The organism is Opitutus sp. ER46 (assembly GCF_003054705.1).
Classification (GTDB): domain Bacteria; phylum Verrucomicrobiota; class Verrucomicrobiia; order Opitutales; family Opitutaceae; genus ER46.
The window spans coordinates 402,387-421,377 of the sequence record NZ_QAYX01000025.1; the positions used below are offsets into that span (position 1 = coordinate 402,387).

General features: G+C 69.4%; 10 protein-coding genes. All 10 read right to left on the minus strand.

Features of this window, described 5'->3' with window-relative positions; all coding sequences use genetic code 11:
• Nucleotides 1-20 precede the first annotated feature (20 nt).
• On the minus strand, nt 21-4,259 hold the full coding sequence (locus tag DB354_RS20040) for a PQQ-binding-like beta-propeller repeat protein (protein WP_107837420.1): 4,239 nt from the start codon (nt 4,257-4,259) through the stop codon (nt 21-23).
• Nucleotides 4,260-4,712: 453 nt separating this feature from the next.
• Nucleotides 4,713-6,341: a DNA polymerase Y family protein gene (locus tag DB354_RS20045; protein WP_107837421.1), complete on the minus strand. Its 1,629-nt coding sequence runs from the start codon at nt 6,339-6,341 to the stop codon at nt 4,713-4,715.
• A 53-nt stretch (nt 6,342-6,394) separates the two neighbouring features.
• A complete protein-coding gene (locus DB354_RS20050; RefSeq protein WP_107837422.1) occupies nt 6,395-7,063 on the minus strand; it encodes a hypothetical protein in 669 nt (222 codons plus the stop codon).
• Between the two features lie 51 nt (nt 7,064-7,114).
• A complete protein-coding gene (locus DB354_RS20055) occupies nt 7,115-7,309 on the minus strand; it encodes a hypothetical protein (protein ID WP_107837423.1) in 195 nt (64 codons plus the stop codon).
• Between the two features lie 58 nt (nt 7,310-7,367).
• Entirely contained in the window at nt 7,368-7,988 is a 621-nt protein-coding gene (gene lexA / locus DB354_RS20060; protein ID WP_107837424.1) for a transcriptional repressor LexA, read from the minus strand.
• A 187-nt stretch (nt 7,989-8,175) separates the two neighbouring features.
• Nucleotides 8,176-10,188, minus strand: coding sequence for an NPCBM/NEW2 domain-containing protein (locus tag DB354_RS20065; RefSeq protein ID WP_107837425.1), 2,013 nt, complete (start codon nt 10,186-10,188; stop codon nt 8,176-8,178).
• Nucleotides 10,189-10,211: 23 nt separating this feature from the next.
• Nucleotides 10,212-12,086 (minus strand): alpha-L-fucosidase, encoded by a 1,875-nt coding sequence (locus DB354_RS20070; RefSeq protein ID WP_199226894.1) that lies wholly within the window; start codon nt 12,084-12,086, stop codon nt 10,212-10,214.
• Nucleotides 12,087-12,172: 86 nt separating this feature from the next.
• On the minus strand, nt 12,173-13,354 hold the full coding sequence (locus tag DB354_RS20075; RefSeq protein ID WP_107837427.1) for a glycoside hydrolase family 88 protein: 1,182 nt from the start codon (nt 13,352-13,354) through the stop codon (nt 12,173-12,175).
• Between the two features lie 80 nt (nt 13,355-13,434).
• Nucleotides 13,435-15,801 carry a TonB-dependent receptor gene (locus tag DB354_RS20080; protein ID WP_107837428.1) on the minus strand — a complete coding sequence of 789 codons (2,367 nt, stop codon included), beginning with the start codon at nt 15,799-15,801 and terminating at the stop codon, nt 13,435-13,437.
• A 401-nt stretch (nt 15,802-16,202) separates the two neighbouring features.
• On the minus strand, nt 16,203-18,869 hold the full coding sequence (locus tag DB354_RS20085; protein WP_107837429.1) for a chondroitinase-B domain-containing protein: 2,667 nt from the start codon (nt 18,867-18,869) through the stop codon (nt 16,203-16,205).
• Between the last annotated feature and the right edge of the window lie 122 nt (nt 18,870-18,991).

The window sequence follows — 18,991 nt, forward strand, 5'->3', positions numbered from 1 at the left end:
CTCGTTCGCCACTTTCACTCTCACTCTCCGACCTCGTACACCTCCACCAGCGCGATGCCGGCGGTGTTGTTCACGCCGGAGATCTGGACGGTGTAGGTGCCGGGGGCGAGGGTTACGATGAGCGCGGCGTCCTTGCTGCCGGTCTTCAACGGGAAGGCATACGTCTTGGCGAATGCTTCCTGCAGCGCGACGGAGCCGTCCCAGTCGTCGTTGCTGTACGAGGGCGTGGAGTCGCCAAGGCGGAAGATGTCCAGCTTCGGGTTGGCCAGCGCCTCGGCGGCGGAGAGCGAGCCGTTGACGACGAGTTGGGGACCGGCGCCGCGGATCAGAAGCTTCTTCGGCATATTGCCGGAGATGGCGAAACCCGCGGTCAGCACGCCGGCGCTGCCTCCCACCTGCGCCCGGGCGGACAGGTTGTAGAGCCAGGCGGCGGTGCCGACGGTCGCGGACTCCAGGTCGTAGATCTCGGCGAGGGCGGAGCCGTTCGTGCCGCTGGCGCTTGTGACCTGCATCGTGAACGTGCCGGGCGAGTTGGCGGAGAGGTCGACGAGCGCCGCGCTGTCGAGCGAGTCCGCGGCGAGGCCGAACGCCCCCATCTTTTCGAACGCCGCGCTTAACGCGGAGCCGCCACCCCAGACTTGGTTGTGTGCGACCGCCACGCCGGCGGGGAAGGTGAGGACGTCCAACACGGGGTCGCCGATCGCGTCGGTGACGAGGAACGGGTAGGGCCGCACGCTGGGTCCGATGCCGCGGATTAGGAGCGGCTTGCTGCCGGTGCCGGAGATCGTGAAGCCGGCGATGAGCGTCTGGCTGCCGCGGCCCGTCTTGGTGAGAATGGACAAATTGGTGAGCCGGCCTGGACGCGGGGCTTCGACCGAGATCGAGATCGACGTACTGGTGACGGTCGTCTGGCCGTTCGCGATGGTCACCTGATAGATCCCGGTGTCGCCGGAAGTCGCGGCGGCGACCGAGTAGGTCGAGCCCGTCGCGCCGGCGATCGCGTTGCCGTTCTTGTACCACTGGTACGTCAGCGCGGCCTGGCTGACGGCGGTGACGCTGAGCGAGAACGGCTGGCCGAGCACCGCTGTGGGGGCGGTCGGCTGGGCAGTGATTGCGATGGCCTCGACGAGCGCGCGCCCGGTGCGGCGGGCGTTGTGCCGGTATTGCGGCCAGGGGCCGGCTGCCGGCGAGGCGCCGACGTCGATCACGTAAAAGCGCTGGTCATTGCTGCCCACGTAGAGCCGGCCGTTGGCGAGCGCGGGCGCGGAGCGCACGGTTCCGCAGGTCGAGTAGGTCCGTTGCAGGGTGCCGTTGGGGTTCAGGACGTAGAGCTTGTTGTCGTAGGCGCCGATATAGATCCGGCCATCGGCATCCACGGCGGGCGAACTGGCCCGCACTTCGCCCTCCAGGGCGTAGGTCCAGCGGACCGTCCCGGTGGCGGTGTCGCGCGCGTAGAGGGTCGCGTTGTAGTCGGCGTAATAGAGCGTCCCGCCGTCGGGGCTGAGCGCGACGCTGGAGCTGATGTTGCCGGGGGAGTCGACGTGCCAGAGCTCGGTGCCGCTGGCGTTCACGCCGTACACCCGCCCGTACAGCGTCGTGAAATAGACGTTGCCGGCGGCGTCGATGGCCGGCGCACCGTACACGCCGGACGACGTGGCGAATCGCCACTTCAGCGAGCCGGTGGGTTTGAGCGCGTACAGGTACCGGTCGTTATCGTCGGAGCCCTGGTAGATGGTCCCGTCGGCGCCGACCACCGGGTTGCCGTAGAAGCCGGAGGCGGTCGCGTTGACGTTGTAGCGCCAGCGCTCGTTGCCGGTCGCGGGGTCCAGGGCGTACAGGAAACCGTCGGCCACCCGGGTGTAGATCGTGCCGTCGGCGCCGATCGCGGGGCTGCTCGAGGCCGGGCCGGAGTACGTGTTGCTCCACTTCAACGAGCCGGTGGCGGTGAAGGCGTAGAATTTCCCGTCGTTCGAGCCGATGTACACGCTGCCGTCGGCGCCGATCGCGGGCGAGCAGGTGTCGATCAACCCGCCCGTGGCGTACGTCCACTTCAGTGAGCCGTCGGCGTTGTAGGCGTACACGGATTTGTCGGTGCTGCCGAAGTACACGGAGCCATCGTCGGCAACCGCGGGCGAACCGGTGATCGCGTCGCCGGCTCCCGCCTGCCACTCCGAGTCGGTGATGTTCAGGGTGAACGTGCCGACGGTCGTGGCACTCTTGGAGTCGACCGCGATGAGGTAGGTCGTGCCGGCGGTGGCCGTGAACGTGCACACGGCCGCGGTGCCGAAGCTGCTCAGGTTATCGTTGGTGGCGACCGCGGCGAGCGACGCCAGGGTGCTGCCGGTGTACACGCCGAGGATCGGGTCGAACTCGGCGCTCACGGCGCCGATCTGGTAGCGCCGCGACTGCGGGGCGGTCCAGCGGTACCACAGCGAGGTGCCGCCGGCGTTGCTGACGATGCGCGGCTCGTTCACTTCGCGGCTGCAGTTGGCGTTGGTGGCGGTGACGTGCGTGCTCGCGCCGGAGAGCGTGACCGGGCTCGCGAAGGCGTCGTTGGCCGGGATGGTGCCGATGCTGAGCAGCGTGAGGCCGGTGGCGCCGCTCTTGCCGCCGACCGCGATCTGGTAGGTCGTGCCCGCGGTGGCGGAGAAGGTGATCCGGCTGGTGGTGCCGGAGGAGTCGTTGTCGTTGGAGGCAACCGCCGTCAGCGCGTCGACGCTGGTGCCCGTGTAGAGGGCGAGGACGGTGTCGTAGGCGCTGCCGCTGGTGCTGACGCTGACCGTGCCGCTCGCCGGGGCCTTCCATTCCCACCAGAGTGTGGCGCTGGCGGCGAAGCCGGCGTGGGCGGGCTCGTTCGCCTCGGCGGTGGCGCCGGCATTGTTGCTGCGGATGACGAGGTTGGTGTTGGTGAAGCTCGGACGGCTGGCGAAGGCGTCGTTGAACGGCAGGTTCGAGGTCGTCGTGAGCGCGTTGTACAGGTTGAGCCGGGCGCCGGTCTGGGAGCGGCTGGCGAAACGCGTGCCTCGCTCGGCGCCGCGCAGGAGCCGGTTGATCGACTGGCGGTAGGTATCGGACGGGAACTGCGCCTTCAGCAGCGCGAGCGCGCCGGCGACGTGCGGCGTGGCCATCGAGGTGCCGCTCTTCGTGGCGGTGCCGCTGTTGTTGGCGTAGTTGAGCGACAGGATTTCCTCGCCGGGCGCATAGAGGTCCACGGCGGCGCCGTAGTTGGAAAACGTGGAGACCTCGTCGCGCCGGTTGGAGGCGCCGACGGTCACGATGTTGTCGAGCGCGAAACTGGCGGGATAGAAGCGGGCGACATCCATGTCGGCGCCGGCGTTGCCCGCCGCCGCGACGAAGATGATGCCGGCGTTGCGCGCGGCGGTGATCGAGGCGAGCTCGGTGGCGGAGTACGTGGTGCTGGCGTCGCCGCCGTAGCTGGCGTTGATGATGTGCGCGCCGTGGCTGATCGCGTAGTTCACGCCGGCGGCGATCTCGGAGATCGAGCCCTTGGCGCCGGCGGGGAAGACCTTCACGGCCATGAGCTTCACCTTCCACGCGACGCCGGTGACGCCGAACGCGTTGTTGCCGACGGCGCCGATGGTACCGGCCACGTGGGTGCCATGGCCGTCGTCGTCGGTCGGGTCGCCGCTGACGGCGCGGCCGGCCCCGCCGACGAAGTTGGCGCCGTGCAGGTCGCTGATCGTGGGCGACGGGTTGGTCCAGAGATTCCCGGCAATGTCCTGGTGCGTGAGGTTCACCCCGGTGTCGACCACGGCGACGATGATGTCGGGGGCGTCGTGCCGGATGTCCCAGGCGAGTGGGGCGTCGATGTCGGCGCCGGCGACGCCGTTCGAATCGCCATTGTTGTTCATACCCCAGAGCGAGCCGTCGGTGTAGCGCGGGTCGTTGGGCGTCGTCGCCTGGAGCGAGCGCAGGTAATCGGGCTCGACGAACTCATAGCGGCCGGTGGCCTGGAGCCGCGCAATGGTGACCGTCGGGTCCTCGCCGGCCGTGACCTCGATCACGCGCAACTCGCCGAGTCGGTTGAGTTTGGTGCGTACGCGCACGCCTTCGGCGGCCTCCTCGCTGTCGGCGACCGCCAGGTGGGTGGCCTTGGGACGCGCCAGGATGACGTCGTCGCGGAACCCTTGCTTGAGTTCCTTGGCGGTGAAGCGTGGCGAGGTTCCGGGGGTGGTCGTGGCGCCGTAGCCGAACGCGGCGAGGGCGAGCACGAGGAAGCAGGACAGCGTGGCTTTCAAGCGGAGCCGAGGCTTGCGAGGGCTCACGGCGGACACAAGTCGGGGGATGGCCGCCTCGCGGACTTCAGTCCGCCCCAAATCTTTCTCTTACTCTTACTCGTACTCTTTCTCCCTCAATCCCTCCGGGCAGGACACGGAGGTCACAGAGATGGGAGGAGGGGCACGGAGGGAAGACGCGCATGGGCTGGTTATCCTCCGTGTCCTCCTCCGGCCTCAGCGAGCTCTGTGACGAGAACGAGAACGGCCTTCGGAGTGAAGGTGAGAGTGAAAGTGGGGGACGGAGGCCACGGTGTTGGGGGCGTGGGCCATCTTGCTCTTTCTCTTGATCCGAGTGCATCCCTCAATCCCTCAATCCCTCAATCCCTCAATCCCTCAATCCCTCAATCCCTCAATCCCTCAATCCCTTGAGAGAAAGAGGAAGAGTAAGAGGGGCGGCGCGCACGGCGGCGCGCCTCAATCGTACTCACCCTCCACTAGCCACTGCTGCTCGGTGAGGACCATCCGGTAGAGGCCGCCGGTGGCGAGGGCGACGTCGTACTCGACCCGGCGCCAGGAGCGGTCGTTTTGCCACCAGCCGCCGCTGTTCAGCCACGGGCCGCGGAGCTGCGTCACGGCGCCGTTGAAGCGCTCCGTCCACAGGTACGTGGGGCGGCCGTCGGTCAGTTCCAATTGCGCGCGGAGCGGCGGACGAAAACGGCGCAGCGGCAGGCCGGCGGGCGGGTGCACTGGCGGCGCCGCCAACGGCGGCACGATCGGCGACGGCGGCTCCAGTTTCACGGCGTCGGGACGGTGGGTGTCCTCCATCACCGGCGTCCCCACGCGGTCGGAGCCGACGATCGCCACGATGCGCGCGAGCGTTTCGGCGAAGCCGTGCGGGTCACGCAGCCCGGTGTCGAACAACCCCTGCTGGCGCACCAGCGGGCGTGCGGGCGTGGCGTCGAGCCGGAGTCCGATCACGGCCGAGTCGGTGTGCAGGGACTCGAGGTGCGTGTGCAGCGTGCGAAACAGGATCTCGAGGTCCGCGGTCGGCTCCGGCAGGCGGAAGGAGCGTTCGTGGCGCGAGTCGTCGGCGAGGGTGAGCGTGAGCGCGAGCTCGGCGGCCACGAAGCCGTGGGTGCGGAGCTCCAGCGTGATCCGCTCGAGGAAGCGCCGCAGGATGAACAGCAGCGGCTCGAGTGTCTCGACTTCCTCCTCGAACTCCCGCGCGGCGCCGAATGTTTCCGGCAACGCCACGGGGTGGAGCGGGCGCGCCGCGCCGCCGCGGGCCCGATCCCACAATGCCAGTCCCGCTGGGCCCAGCCGGCGGCCAATGTCATCCCGGGACAGCGCCGCGAGATCGCCGACCGTGCGCAACCCCCAGCTGTGGAGGATCGACGCCATTTCCGGCGGCGGATCCGCCGCGGCGAGGGGAAGGGGACCGAGGAACGTTGTCGCATCGGTGACGTGCAGCACGGGCGCGGCGGCGTCATACGTCCCCGCCGCATCCTCGATCCGGGCGGCGCGCTCGCCCGGTGCCGCGGGCGCTGGCGCGTCGGCTTCGTCCTCCGGCCGGAGCGAAAGCAGCGTGAGTTGCTCGGGCCCGGCGCTGGCACGCGGCGCCGCGGTTGCGGCGGCGGCCGCGCGATGGCCGGCCGCGCGCGCGGCATAGAGCGCGAGGAGCGGGGTGGGCGCGATGCCGACGGTCGTGGTGAGGCCAAACTCCGCGAGCTGGGCCACCGCGGCACGGCTGGCCGGGCCGTATTGCGCGGGGACCGAGCCCTTGAGATCGACGGTGCAGATGCCCGGAGCGGTGTCTTCGACGAGGGGCGAAAGCGTAAAGCCAACGGCCAGGAGGGCGGCGCGGGCGTCGGCCTCGGCGGTGGGGCTCGGGGTGCGGATGATGAGGTGGGGACTGCGGGCAACGGCCTGCGGGGCGGTCATGCCGGAGATGACGCCGGCGGCCCGGGCGGGGGCGTTGGCCACGAGCACGAGAGATTTTCGCGTCTGGTCGCTGAACAGCGCCGCGGGTTGGCCCGCGGTGCCGGGCTCGGTGCGGAGCACCGCCTGCAATGCGAACTCGGCGAGATGGAGCACCGCGTACATGCGTCAGCCCTCAGCAGCGCGAGTAAATCACCGGCGTGGTCGACCGCGCGCGGTCAACCGGTGCCGGTGAGCAGTTGCCGCCGCTGCCGTTGCCGGGCGGGGGCGAGCTGGCGGGTGAGCGCCGCGCGGTCTTCGTCCCACGCGGCGGTCGGCTGCGAGGTCTCGAGCACGAGCCGCAGTTGGGCGCTGGGGACCGCCGCGCGCGGGGTGACGACGACGAGGGCGAGATCGGCGGGCTCGACCGCGCGTTGCAGCCGGTACCACTGGGTGGCGGGCGTACGGCGCAGGTCGGCTTCGGGGGCGAGGCGTAGGTCGAGGACGACGAGCCCGAGGTTGGCATCGCGTGCGAGCAGGTCGACGGCCTGGAGCGCCTCGGCCGTCTGGCGGCAGCGGACCCACAGCAGGTGCGCAAGGTGGTCGGGCGGGAAGGACTCCGGGTCGAAGGAATCGGCGCTGTCGACCAGGGCGACGCGCGTGCGGGTGGTGCGCGTGCGGGAGAGCAGTGCGCCGATCAGGAGCTGGCTGCCGCAACTGGGCGCGGCGCAAACCAGCTCGGTGACGGCGCTGAGGGGGAGTCCGCCCGCCGTGTCGTCAATCGCCGGGATCCCCGTTGGCAGCCCGCGGGCGGGCGGGGCCAGCGGTTCCGCGCCCGTGCCAGGGACGGACGGAAAACGGTCGGCGAGGAGACGCCGGAGCGCGCTGAGTTTGGCGGGGGCGGACATGGACGCGGCAGGTCGGGAGCGGCGCGGGCATGGCGGGCGCGGGGCGGCGCGCTAGGCGTGGCGGTCGGCGTCGCGGGGAGCGGCGGCCGGGGCGGGCGCAGGGGAGCGTTTCAGCGGCTCGGGCGCGGGTGCGGCGAAGGTGCCAAGCAGCCGGCGGAGGAAGGAGGGACGGCGGAAGACATCGATCACCTGGGCGGACTTGAGGTCCTGCAGGATGGAGCGGCGGCGGTCGGAGGAAGGTTTCATGGGTCGGGGAGGGCGGGCGGTGGGGAAACCCGTGGCCCGCGGCGCGCGGGAAGCCGCGCTAGTTAACCTGGGTGCGCAGCAGGCCGACCATGACGCCCTGGATCACCAACTCGGTGGCGGGCAGGAGGTCGGGGTAGCGCGGGTTTTCGGCGCGCAGGAAGGCGCGGCCGCGTTGGAGGAGAAAACGTTTGAGGGTGGATTCGCCGTCGATGAGGGCGGCCACGATGTCGCGCGGACGCGGCTCGCGCGGGGTGAGGAAGACGACGTCGCCATCGAGGATGCTGGCGTTGACCATGGAGTCGCCGCGGACTTTGAGGGCGAAGAGCTTGGCGTTGGGCCGCACCCCGAGGGACACGGTGTCGACGGAGATGTAGCTGTCGGGCTCCTGTTCGGTCGCCGTGGGCAGGCCGGCGGGGATGGTGCCGAAAAGCGGAATCTCGGCGAGCGCCCCGCGGCGCGGGAGGGAGGTCGGGAGGAGGCCGCGGGCCTTGCCGTCGAGCCGGCGCAGCGCGCCCTTTTCGGTGAGGGCATCGACGTGGCGCTGGACGGCGAACGGGCTGGCGAAGCCGAAGTGCGCCTGGATCTCGCGCAGGGACGGGGCCATGCCGTTCTGTCGATGGTGCGCGTTGATGAAATCGAGCACGTCGCGTTGGCGGTCGGTAAGCGGTTCGGGCGGCATAGTGTTCAAGTGAACACGTTCCCGGCCGAAGGCAAACCCGGAAACCGCCGCAACCGGCTCACATTCTGAAGCCAGCGCAAGCGCCGGCTTCAGAATGTGAGAACGCGCCTCGGGTTCGAAGGTGGAAAAGTTGGCAGGTTGCAGGTTGCGGGACCGACTGCGGCGCGGATCGCCGCGCCGCGCCCCCTCACTCCCTTACTCCTTCATTCCCTTTTCTGCCCCACACCCGCCAGAGCTGGGTGCCGTGGCGGCCGACTTCGACGCTCACGGTGGCACCGGTCACGGGCACGTCCTGCTGGCGCCAGAGGTCGCGGGCCCGGGCGGGGGGCTGCGTGAAACCGAGCCGCTCCCACGGCACCGAGATCGTCTGCGGGACCTGGGCGAGGTTGAAGAACCCGATCGCATACGAGCCGTCCGCCAGTTCCTTCACGTACACCTGCTGGCGTCCATCGACGATCTGCTGCTTCGCCGGCCGCCCGAGTTCGTCCTGATCAATCGCCAGGACCTCGTCGTTCGAGAGCAGGCTGAGCGTGAAGGCGTCGATCTTCTCCACCGGGCAGCCGATGAGCAGCGGCGCGGACAAGAGGCACCACAGGGTGACGTGCGTGTACTGCTCGTTCGGCGTGAGGCGCGAGGGGCGGATGCTCTTGCCGCTGCCGATGTCAACCGGGCCGACGACCAGCATGTCCGGGTCGTTCCAGTGACCGGGCCGGGCAAACTCGCGCCATTTCTCCTGCTGAAACCAGATGTTCCGCAGGTTGCCCCAGATGTCGCGGATGTCGCCGGTGGTGCGCCAGGAGTTGGCGAGGGTTGCGAGTGTGGCCGCGTGCGCGATCGGCGCGTTGTTGGAGAGGCTGTAAACGATGTCGCGGCCCGAGGCGCGCAGGGCGTCGGCCATGACCTTCGTCTCGGGCGGCTCGTTGGGATTCCAGTCGTACTTCAGGTAATCGAAACCCCACTCGGCCCATTGGCGTGCGTCGGCCTCGGCAAAGGAGAACTCGCCCAGGTGCCAGGGCTTGATCTTGCGGTTGGGCTGCTTGGGCGTCGGCGGCTTCACCCAGTCGCCGGCGGGATTGTCCGCGCTGCCGCCCGGGTGACTGGCGTAGCTCGTGATCCACGGCGTCGAGTAGATCCCCGCCTTCAGCCCCAGCGCGTGGATCTCCGCGCACAACTGCCCGAGATCGGGAAACTTCTCGTTGGGCTGCAACGCGTGCGTGGGGCTGCGCCGATGCCCCTGCCACGCGTCGTCGATGTTCACGTAGGTCCAGCCGTGGTTGACGAGCCCGGTGGCCACGAGCGCGCGCGCCGAGGCGAGGACCTTCTCCTGGCTCACGGACACGCCCCAGCAGTTCCAACTGTTCCAACCCATGGCAGGAGTGAGCGCGATCGTCTCGCCGATCTCGATCCGCAGCGGCTGCGCATCCGTGCCCCGCGCATTCGTGGCGCGCAACGTGACCCGATACGTGCCGCCCGCGGCGACATGGCCGGTGATGCGCCCGGTGGCCGCGTCGAGCGTCAGCCCCGCGGGCAGTCCGTCGGCGCTGAACCGCATGGGGCGTTCGCCGGTCGCCGGGATTTGAAACAGGAAAGGATGCCCCGGCCGCGCGCCGAACACCCGCGCGCCGTTGATCCGCGGCGTGGCGGGCGGCATCGGCGTCAAGATGACCGCGGGTTCGCCGAGCGAGGGCGCGACGGTCGACGCCGGCTTTTCGCCCTCGACGATGAACCGCGTCTCACCCCATGCGACGTGTGCCTGCGTGTAGGCGTTGCCAAGATCGTGACAGACGAGGACGAGCGTGTGGCGCCCGCGCACCTCAAGGTCGAGCGGCACCGCGGCGTCGCCGCGTTTCATCTCCTGCCGCCAAAGCACGCGTCCGTCGGCTTGCACTTCCAGCGCGACCGGCGCCGTCGACTCGGTCGCGTCGTCCACGCCCGCGAACGCCTGGAAACGCACCGCGCCCTTGAGCTCGATGGCGGTGCGGTTGTCGGTCTGCGTGCCGAGGCCGAAGGCAAACTCCCGCCCCGCCACGCGCAGCGCGCGGCCTGCGGTGTTCTTGTCCACCGTCGGACGCGCGTGCTCGTAGTCGGAGTCACGCGGGTTGAGCAGCGGCGCGAGCGGCACGGTCTCGGGCGCGCCCAGGAGCGGCGCCGCCAGCAGGAGGACGGGAATCAGGCGGAGCGGAAGGAGGCGGAGGTTCACGAGCAGCGGCGGTTTACGGCGGATCAGTCGAGCGGTTGCAGTTCAATCTGGCGCAGGCGCATCAGGTTGCCGTTGGGGAGGGCGGTCGGGCGCACGATGAGCGTGTGCTCGCCGGCGGGCAACGTGAGTTCGCCCAGCACGTCGCGCCGAAACACGTCGAGCGCCGGCGTCGGCGACACGGTGCCGGCCAGCGACTGCGACGCCGCCTCGAGCACGAACGTGCCGCGCGTGGTCTTGGTGAGCGTGTTGTACTCGGCCGTGACGCGGAACCGCCGCGTCTCCGGCGCGCGTACGGTCCACGTGACGGTCGCCTCGGGGCGCGACCACTCCTCCGTCACGTCCCGGTTGGTCTTCCCATCACCGTAACGGATGCCTGGGCCGTCGAGGCGGCCGTCCATGACATGCAGCCGCGTGGTCCCGGAGCCGGCGAGGCGGAGCGCCTTGTTGGCCGCGATCTGCGCGGGAAAATCGAGCACGAGCACGGTGTCGGTCGCGTCGGGCGCCGCGGCCGGCAGCGTGAGTTGGAGGTCGTCGACGTTGAGCCGCTGCGCGGGCAACTCGCCGCCGTGGAGGAGCCGCGCGCCGAGGGGCGTGCTGCGCAGGCCGGCGACCACGAGCTTGCCATCGGCGGGCCAGGCGAAAACGTGCAGGTAGAGCCGGTTGCCGCGCCGGGTGACGGCGCCCCAGGGTTGCACCGGCAGCGGCGAACGATCGCAGCCGTACAGGCTCTCGCCGTTGGCCTTCATCCACGCGCCGATGCCGCGCAGGATCGTCTCGTCCTTCGGGTCGATGACGCCGTCGCCGCGCGGGCCGATGTTCATGAGGATGTTGCCGCCCTTGCCGACGGCCTGGGCGAGGAGGTGGATGAAGTGGGCCGGCGGTTTGTGCGAGGTGTCGCTCGGCTTGTAGCCGTACGACTCATTGGTCGTGGGGATCGCCTCCCACTGGGTGAACACCTCGGGAAAGTACGCGGGCCGGTCCGCGGTCGAGCGGTAGTCGCCGAGCACACCGCCGCCGCCAATGCGGCTGTTGATGACGATGTCGGGACCGGCGGCGCGCACGGCCGCGAGGATGCGCCGGCAGAGCTCGGGCGGCGTCTTGCTCGATGTATCGAACCACAGGATATCCGGGTGATACATCGCGATGAGCTCCCGGATCTGCGGGATGGATTTTCCCTCCACGTAGCGCGTCGCCTTCGCCACGAGTTCGGGGTGCTGCTCCCACCAGCCCGACTCGCCGCCCGGCCGGCCGTAGTCCCAGAAATTGCCCACCGCATCGGGGTGCTCCCAGTCCCACGCGTGCGAATAGTAGAACCCGAACTTCAGCCCGTACTTCCTGCAGGCGGCGGAGAGCTCGGCCATGGGGTCGCGCTTGAAGGCGGTCTGCGCGGTGAGGTTGTATGAGGAAACCTTGGACGGATACATCGCGAAGCCGTCGTGGTGCTTGGCGGTGATGACAAGGTAACGCATGCCGGCGTCGCGCATCAGCCGCACCCAGGCGTCGGCGTCGAAGCCGGTCGGGTTGAACGGCTTCACAATCTCCTCGAGGTAAACGGCGCGCGGGATCTCGAGGGAACGCATCAGGTGCTCCGAGTACGTGCCGCCCACGCGGCCCTTCCACACGCCGGCGGGGCCCGAGTACACGCCCCAGTGCACGAAGCAGCCGAAGCGGGCCTCGCGATGCCAGGCGACGCGAGCGTCGCGCGCCGGATCGGGATCATCGAGCGTGCGCAAGCCGGGCGGCGGCAGGTCGGCGGCGGCGAGGCCGAGCGGCAGGAGCAGCAGCGGCAGGAGCGTGCGCCGGCAGCCGGTGACGAGGGCGGCAACGGCGCGCCGCGACATGGCGGGGCGCGCGGACCGCGTTCGAACCGGAGCGGACGAGAGAGGGAGGGTGATCATGAAAGGGATGCGGAGGAGCGGCGCACGTTGGCCGGGGCGTGCCGGGCTGGCGGGTGCGCGTCGGGCGCACGCCGCGCACGGGCAGCTCAAGGCTGGCGTATGGCTGGCGCCGGCGGCGCGGCGTCGCGGAGCAGGGCGGCTGCGCACCACAGGACGGGCGCCTGGCCGTGCATGTCGCCGACCAGCCGCGCGCGAGCTAGGTAGTAGGCGCGGCCGTCGGGGCCGTGCTTGGCCGGATCGTGGATGTTCGTGCCCTGGCAGACCTCGCGGACGTCGCCGTCGGCGTTGAGGTAGGTGATGAGCCGCAACCACGCCTTGCGGGCGGCGGGGCCGTACCGGGCGGGCTCGAGCCAGCCCGCCTGCACGCCGGTGATGAAGGCGAAGGTGAACATGCCGGTGCCGGAGGTCTCGGGCCAGGCCGCGGGATCATCGACCAGCTGGCGCCACATGCCGTCGCCTGCCTGGTGCCAGAGGAGGGCCTCCATCATCAGCGTATAGCCGCGCAGGATACGGGTCCGGTCGGGATTGTCCGCCGGCAGTTCGCGCAGGAGCAGGCTCATTCCGGCGGCCATCCAGCCATTCCCGCGGGCCCAGCAGAACGGCGCCTGCGGGGCGTGAAAGAAAAGCCCGTTGGGCTGCTGCAGGCGGTCGAGGTAGAGCACCATCTCGCGCGCGGCGCGGTCGATGTACGCGCGGTTGCCGGTGGCGCGGTAGGCCTGCGCCTGCACCGCGGTGATCATGAACATGTCGTCGATCCAGAGGCGCGTCTGCCAAGTGTAGCCCTGGCGATAATACGCGTGCGACTCGGCCGTCGTGCGCGGGCCAAAAGGCTCGCTCCACTGCTTGAGTGCCATCCACTCGCCGAGCGCCAGGCAGCGCCGGTCGCCGGTCTGGCGCGCGAGTTCGAGCGGGACCGCGCCAAACACGGTGTAGTCGACGTGATCCGGGACCGGCACGAGGTGTTTCTCCTCGCGGAAGAGCGGCTCGAACCGGGCGGCGAGCCGGGCCTGGAGCGTCGCATCGTGGCTCAGGTCGGCAAACACGAGCGCACCGTACCACGCACAAACTTCCGGATACGTGATCACGCGCGGCGGCGTGGGCCGGCCGTGGTTGGGATGCGGGCTGGCCACGAACCGATCTGCCACCCGGCGGCCGACTTCCTGGGGCGAGCCGCCGGCGGGCCAGGGGCCGAAGTCGTAGGCGCTGGCGCGGACAACCGCGAGCAGGCCGAGGGTCAGGACCAGGGTGCGGCGCAGGCGGGCGGACATGGCAGCGGGCAGCGTCAAAAAGAAGCGGATACGGGTCGCCGCGGCGCCGACATGGCCGGCGCGCGCGGCGGTCGAGTCGGTCAGTGCCGGAGCAGGTTTGAAAACGTGAGCGTGTAGCTGAAGTAGATGCCACGGGGGTCGCCGAGGTTCTTGTTCACCTTCAGGTACTCGCGGTCGAAGACGTTGTTCACGTTGAGCCGGAACGAGTGCGTCGCGTGCGCGCTCTGTTTCCAGCGGTAGGCGACGCCGGCGTTCCAGAGCGTGACGGACGGGACGGTGAGCCGCCACTGGTAGGTGCTGCGGGTGACGGTGGGCACACCGGCGACGATCGCCACGGTGTCGCCGGCGGTAGGGCTCTCGGAGGGCGTCTCGGCCACGTAGGTGACGCCGAGGTTGGCGGAGACGTTTTTGAGCCAGCCCTCGCGGCCGCTGTACTTTACCCATGCGCCGCCGTTTTCCGGCGAGATGCCCTGGACCTTGCGGCCGACGGCCTGCGGGTTGCGCGTGCCGAAATCGTTATAACGGGCGCGGACGTGGCCGAAGCTCAGGCCGGTGGACCACGCGGGCGTGATGACCCAGTTCACGTCGGCCTCCCAGCCGGTGCATTCCTGGTCGCCGTCGGAGCGCACGACGTCGACGAAATTGCCGGAACCGACGGGCGTCTCGACCGAGTCGGTGACGCGGACGCCGAAGCGGCGGATGTTGTAGAGCCCGATGGTGTAGTTGAGCCGGTCGTTGAAGAGCGCGCCCTTCACGCCGTAGTCCCAGCCCTTGGCGGTCTCGGACTTGTAGTAGGGGCTGGCGATATCGGCGGGGTTGTCGCTCTGGTTGATGAAGTAGCTCTCGCTGTAGTTGGCGTACACGCGGAGGTTTTCGCGGACCTTGAAGAGCGCGCCGACGTTGGGCTTGGTCATGTTCACGTCGCGCTTCACGGGGATGGGGGCGTCGAGCGTCGGGGTGACGCCGTTCACGGCGGAGAGGTATTCGAGCTCGGTGAAGTGGACCTTGTCGAAGCGCGCGCCGAAGTAGGTGAGGAGCCGCTCCTGGAACCAGCGTGACTCCTGGCGGAATTGTCCGCCGGCCACGATGGTGCGGCGGCGGGTGTAGCGCGTGAGCGTGCCGAGCCCATCCTCGGGACGGGCGGTGTAGTACACGAGCGGCGAGATCGGCGTGAAGTCGGGGTTGAGGGCGACGATGCGGCCGGAGCCGGCGGCCTGCCAGGCGGCGAGCGGGGCGACGGCGCCGGTGCTTCGCGTCGGGTCGTAGCGGTAGTAGTCGTTGAAATCGACGGTCACGAGGGTCTTGTTCGCGATCCGGCGCTTGGCCAGGTGGTAGCGGGCGACGAGATCGACCTGCACGCCCCCGCCGTCCTCGTTGATGAGACCGCGGTTGGGCGTGGCGCCGCGGGTGGAGGTGAAGCTGCTGGCCGGGTTGAAGGTGTTGACCGCGACGGTGCCCCAGCCGGTGTTCTGGTTGTAGTTCTTCAGGCGGGCGGAGAACAGCTGCGCGCCGGCGCGGAAGCTGAAGATGCTGCCGAGCTGCCGGTCGTAGGCGGCGCGGAGGGTGTCGGCGGAGCGGGAGGCCTCGCTGGCGGGGCCGAATGGATTGTAGTGCGCGAGATTCTTCGCGTAGCCGACCGCCTCGTCGTCGACGTTGGAGGAGGTGCCCTTCTGGTCGAGGATCATGGGCGCGGCGCCGAGCGGGGAGTGGCGGTACTGGATGAAGTGCTCGCCCGAGACGAGGAGGTGGCCGCCGTTGAGGAAGTCGTGCTTGATCGCGGCGTAGGCCTGGTTCTCGCGCATGTGGAAGTAGTCCACGTCGGAGCCGCGGTTGAGCTGGCTGAGCACGGCGATGTAGTACGTGCGCGGCGAGCGGAACGTGCCGGTGGCCTCGATCGTCCCCTGGAGGGTGTCGAAGCTGCCGCCGCGGACGGTGAGCTTCTGGGTTTCGCTCTTTTGCGGGGCCTTGGAGATCATGTTCACCATGCCGCCGGGGGAGGTGCGCCCGTAGATGCCGGCGTTGGGGCCCTTGATGACCTCGACGCGGTCGATGTTGGTCTGGCCGTAGCGGCCCTGGCGGTAGAAGCCATCGCGCAGCTGGGAGGAGGAGGCGAAGCCGCGGAGGTTGAAGCCGCCGCCGACGTCGAGCCCGGTGAGTCCGCCGACCTGGGTGAGCGAGTCGTCGAGCTGGAACATGGCGAAGTCCTCGAAGAACTCGCTGGTCATCACGTTGACCGTGTAGGGCAGGTCCTTGATCTGCGTGGCGACGCGGGTGCCGGTGAGGGTTTCGGCGGCGACGTAGCCGCGGTTCTGCTCCGCCTTCACCTCGAAGGGCGAGAGCGTGACGGTTTCGTCGGCGGAGCTGGGCGTCGCGTTCTGGGCGACGGCGGTAGCGACGCCGAGCGCGAGGCAGGCGGCGAAGGCGGGCAGGCGGGTGTTGGGCAGCATAGGGTAGAGCTGGGAAAGGGGGTGAAGCGCCGGGGCGGGACGCTGGGGCGCGGGGTTTGCCGGGGCCCATCGTACCCGAGCGCCGAGGATGAAAGGTATCCTTAGTCCTAAGGATTCCGGCGGCGGGGCGTGAGTCGGGGGTGGCGGGGAAAATTGAGATAACACGCCAAATTTGGCGTGTTATCTCACGTAACGCGCCAGATCTGGCGTGTTATCTCAGCCGGGCGGAGCGTCCCGCTAGACGGGTTCTGGCTCACGGCCCATCTTGCTCGTACTCTTTCTCCTGCTCTTTCTCGCCGCGGGCGCCGCAACCGCGGCGACCGCGGCGTCACGGATCGAGCGGGAGAGAAAGAGAAAGAGTAGGAGTAAGAGAAAGAGGAGCCGCGATCGGCGATCGCGGCTCAGTAGCCCCACACTTCCGTTTCGGTGATGCTGTTCCAGGTGTTCACCGAGTTGCCGTGGCCGATGACTCGGACGTAGCGGGCCGCCGCGTTGGGGAAGTTGTAGGTCTCGAGCGCGGTCGTCGTGCCGCTGCTGCTGCCGGTGTACACCGTGGTCCAGCTCGAGCCGTTGCTGGAGAGCTGTACGTCGAAGGACGACGTGCGGGTGTCGCCGTTGAGGAAGGCGAGACGGATCCAGGCGGGGGTGCGCACGGCGCCGAGGTCGTACTGGATCCACTGGCCGTCGCCTTGCGCCGACCAACGGGTGGCGAGGCTGCCGTCGACGGTGTTGGCCGGCACGTTGCCGTCGTTGGCGCTGGCGGAGACGGCGCTCGCGGCGATCGAGAACTTGGCGGCGGAGACGCTGGTGAGCGTGACGGGCCAGTAGGTGAGGGCGCCGCCGGGAGTCGCGTTCACGTTCCAGGCCACGTGACTGAGCTGGGTGACGGCCGCCTGCTCGGTCCGGAAGGCCAGATTGGTGCCGATCGTCTGTTCGCTGCCGCCGGGCGCGGTGACGTAGGCGGCGTAGGTGTGGGTCGGTACGTCGACCACGAGGCGGAAGTGATAGACGGTGTTCGCGGCAAACGGGATGGCGCTCGCGACGAAGCTGCCGCCGTTGCGCGCATCGATCCGGCCGGTCGTGTTGAACCGCACCATGCAGGCGAGGCTCGTGTAGCCGGTGGCGGCGCCGGACGAGAGGCCGATGACGGCGTTGGCGGGCGAGACGGAGGAGAGGGCGTCAAACTCGACGGTGAACGTGCCGGACGGCGCGGAGGTGAGCGCGCTGCTGACGAACCCGGCGGCGCTGGTGATGGTCGTGCCGCCCGTGGGAGTGATGGTGTACGCCGCCGTGGATACGGTACTGTCGGCCAGGCCGGATTTGGTGGCGATTGCCTTGAGCGTGGCGCTGGTGGCCACGCTGACCGGTCCGGCATAGAGCGTGCCGGTGCTTGCGGTGGGCGCGGAGCCGTCGAGCGTGTAGCGGATCGCGGCGCCGGTCGTCGTGGTGGCGATCGTGACGGACTGGGTGCCGGTGTAGCTTCCGGCGGGCGGGTTGAAGAGAGGCGCGGCCACCTGGGCGCCCGGGGGAGTGAACGAGCCGGCCGGGCCGCCGTAGAACTCGGGCCCGACGTCGCTGCGCGTGAGCGGACCACTGCCGATGCCGGTGACCTCGCGCTCGTAGCAACCGGCGTCCTTGCCGGAGGCCGGGCGGGGCAGCGCGCGCACGTCGAGCGTGGTGGCGGGCGTGGTTTCGGTGGCAAGCCCGAGGACCGGACTGGTGCTCGAGGGGATCGCGTAGCCGAGCGAGGCGTCGGCCACGAGATCGGGCGAGGGCGGGCCGTACGTCACGCCCGGCAGGCCGGTGACGCCGTAGTTGCCATCGGGGTGGTAAACGTAGTCGCCGCTGAAGGCGATGGCGGCGCTGTCGTAGCCGAGGTTGAAGACGACGCCGGCGCCGGTGGTGCTTTGGACGATGTTGTTTCGCACCTCGACGCCGACCGGATCGAGCGCGCCGGTGCCGCTGCTGTTGCGTCCGAGAAAGAACGGCTGGGCGCAGTTGAGGAACGTGTTGTGGAAGATGCGCGCGTTGTTCGCGACCTCGTACGTGCTGGCGTCGTCGGTCGCGGGCCAGTTGGGGTCGCCCTTCTGCACGACCAACGCGGCGGTGATGCCGGTGCCGGCGAGGTCCTGGAAGTAGTTGTTTCGGACGACGTGGTTCTGGCCGATGATGCGGACGCCGCCGGAGTTCGCGAGGTTGGCGCCGAAGAAGAAGTTGCCCTCGACGACGCAGTTGTCGCCGTGGCGCAGGGCGAGCTGGGCGCGGTTTTCGACGAAGGTGTTGTCGCGGTACGTGTTGTAGGCGGACTTGTTCGAAACCAATTCCGGCTCCCCGGCGGCGTAGATGGCGCGGTAGAAATAGTTGAATTCGAAGACCGACGCCATGTTCCAGCCCTGGTGCGCGCTGTCGCCAACGCGGATCCCCTCGTAGCCATTGCTGCCGATGACGGTACGGGGACCGAAGTAGTTGTGGGCGAAAACGTGGGCGCGCGGGGTGTTGCGGTCGGCCTCGGGCGTGGCGAAGACGACGGACGCGCCGGCGGTGGTTTTCCCCTCGAAGCTGTTGTGATCGAGGGTGTGCCGGTAGCCCTGCACGACGAACCAGTAGTAGGTGTTGCCGCTGACAGCGCCGGCGTTGAAGTCGCGGAACATGCAGTTGGTGACGCGGCAATCGCTCGAGCGGGACGCGGTCTGCACGATGCCCCACTTTTCGGTGCCGGGCATGCCGCCGGCCGCGGTTTGGCCGTCGAAGCGGAAGCCGGCGAACGTCACCCAGGAGCCGGACAGGACGATATGCGTTGAGCCGGCGAAGACGGCCGCGCCGGGATTGGCGGCGTAGATCGTGATGGGTGCGCTGGCGGTGCCGGCGCCGCCGAGCGTCAGGCTGCCGACATCGGTGTAGGTGCCGTCGTGGACGACGACGGTGTCCCCCGCGGCGAGCGTGGGCAGCGCCAACAGATCGGCGGTCGTGTAAACATCGTGACGGGCGGCGTGGGCGGGGAGGGTCAACGCCGCGAGTGCGGCGGCGAGCAGGAGCTGACGGTAACGGGCGAAAGCACCGGAGTTCATGAGGACGGGTGGGGTTGAGCGCCGCGGCAGGGGTGCCGAGGTCGCGGGGTTTGCCGTGGCCGCATCGTACCCCGCCGCCGCCGGCGAAAGGTATCCTCAGTCCTCAGGATTTCGGTTACTGC

Bases quoted from the DNA above. Each gene is read 5' to 3' on its own strand.
- DB354_RS20055 (WP_107837423.1), bottom strand. From the start codon at position 7,309: ATGAAACCTTCCTCCGACCGCCGCCGCTCCATCCTGCAGGACCTCAAG.
- DB354_RS20045 (WP_107837421.1), bottom strand. From the start codon at position 6,341: ATGTACGCGGTGCTCCATCTCGCCGAGTTCGCATTGCAGGCGGTGCTC.
- DB354_RS20085 (WP_107837429.1), bottom strand. From the start codon at position 18,869: ATGAACTCCGGTGCTTTCGCCCGTTACCGTCAGCTCCTGCTCGCCGCC.
- DB354_RS20070 (WP_199226894.1), bottom strand. From the start codon at position 12,086: ATGATCACCCTCCCTCTCTCGTCCGCTCCGGTTCGAACGCGGTCCGCG.
- DB354_RS20075 (WP_107837427.1), bottom strand. From the start codon at position 13,354: ATGTCCGCCCGCCTGCGCCGCACCCTGGTCCTGACCCTCGGCCTGCTC.
- DB354_RS20080 (WP_107837428.1), bottom strand. From the start codon at position 15,801: ATGCTGCCCAACACCCGCCTGCCCGCCTTCGCCGCCTGCCTCGCGCTC.
- lexA (WP_107837424.1), bottom strand. From the start codon at position 7,988: ATGCCGCCCGAACCGCTTACCGACCGCCAACGCGACGTGCTCGATTTC.
- DB354_RS20050 (WP_107837422.1), bottom strand. From the start codon at position 7,063: ATGTCCGCCCCCGCCAAACTCAGCGCGCTCCGGCGTCTCCTCGCCGAC.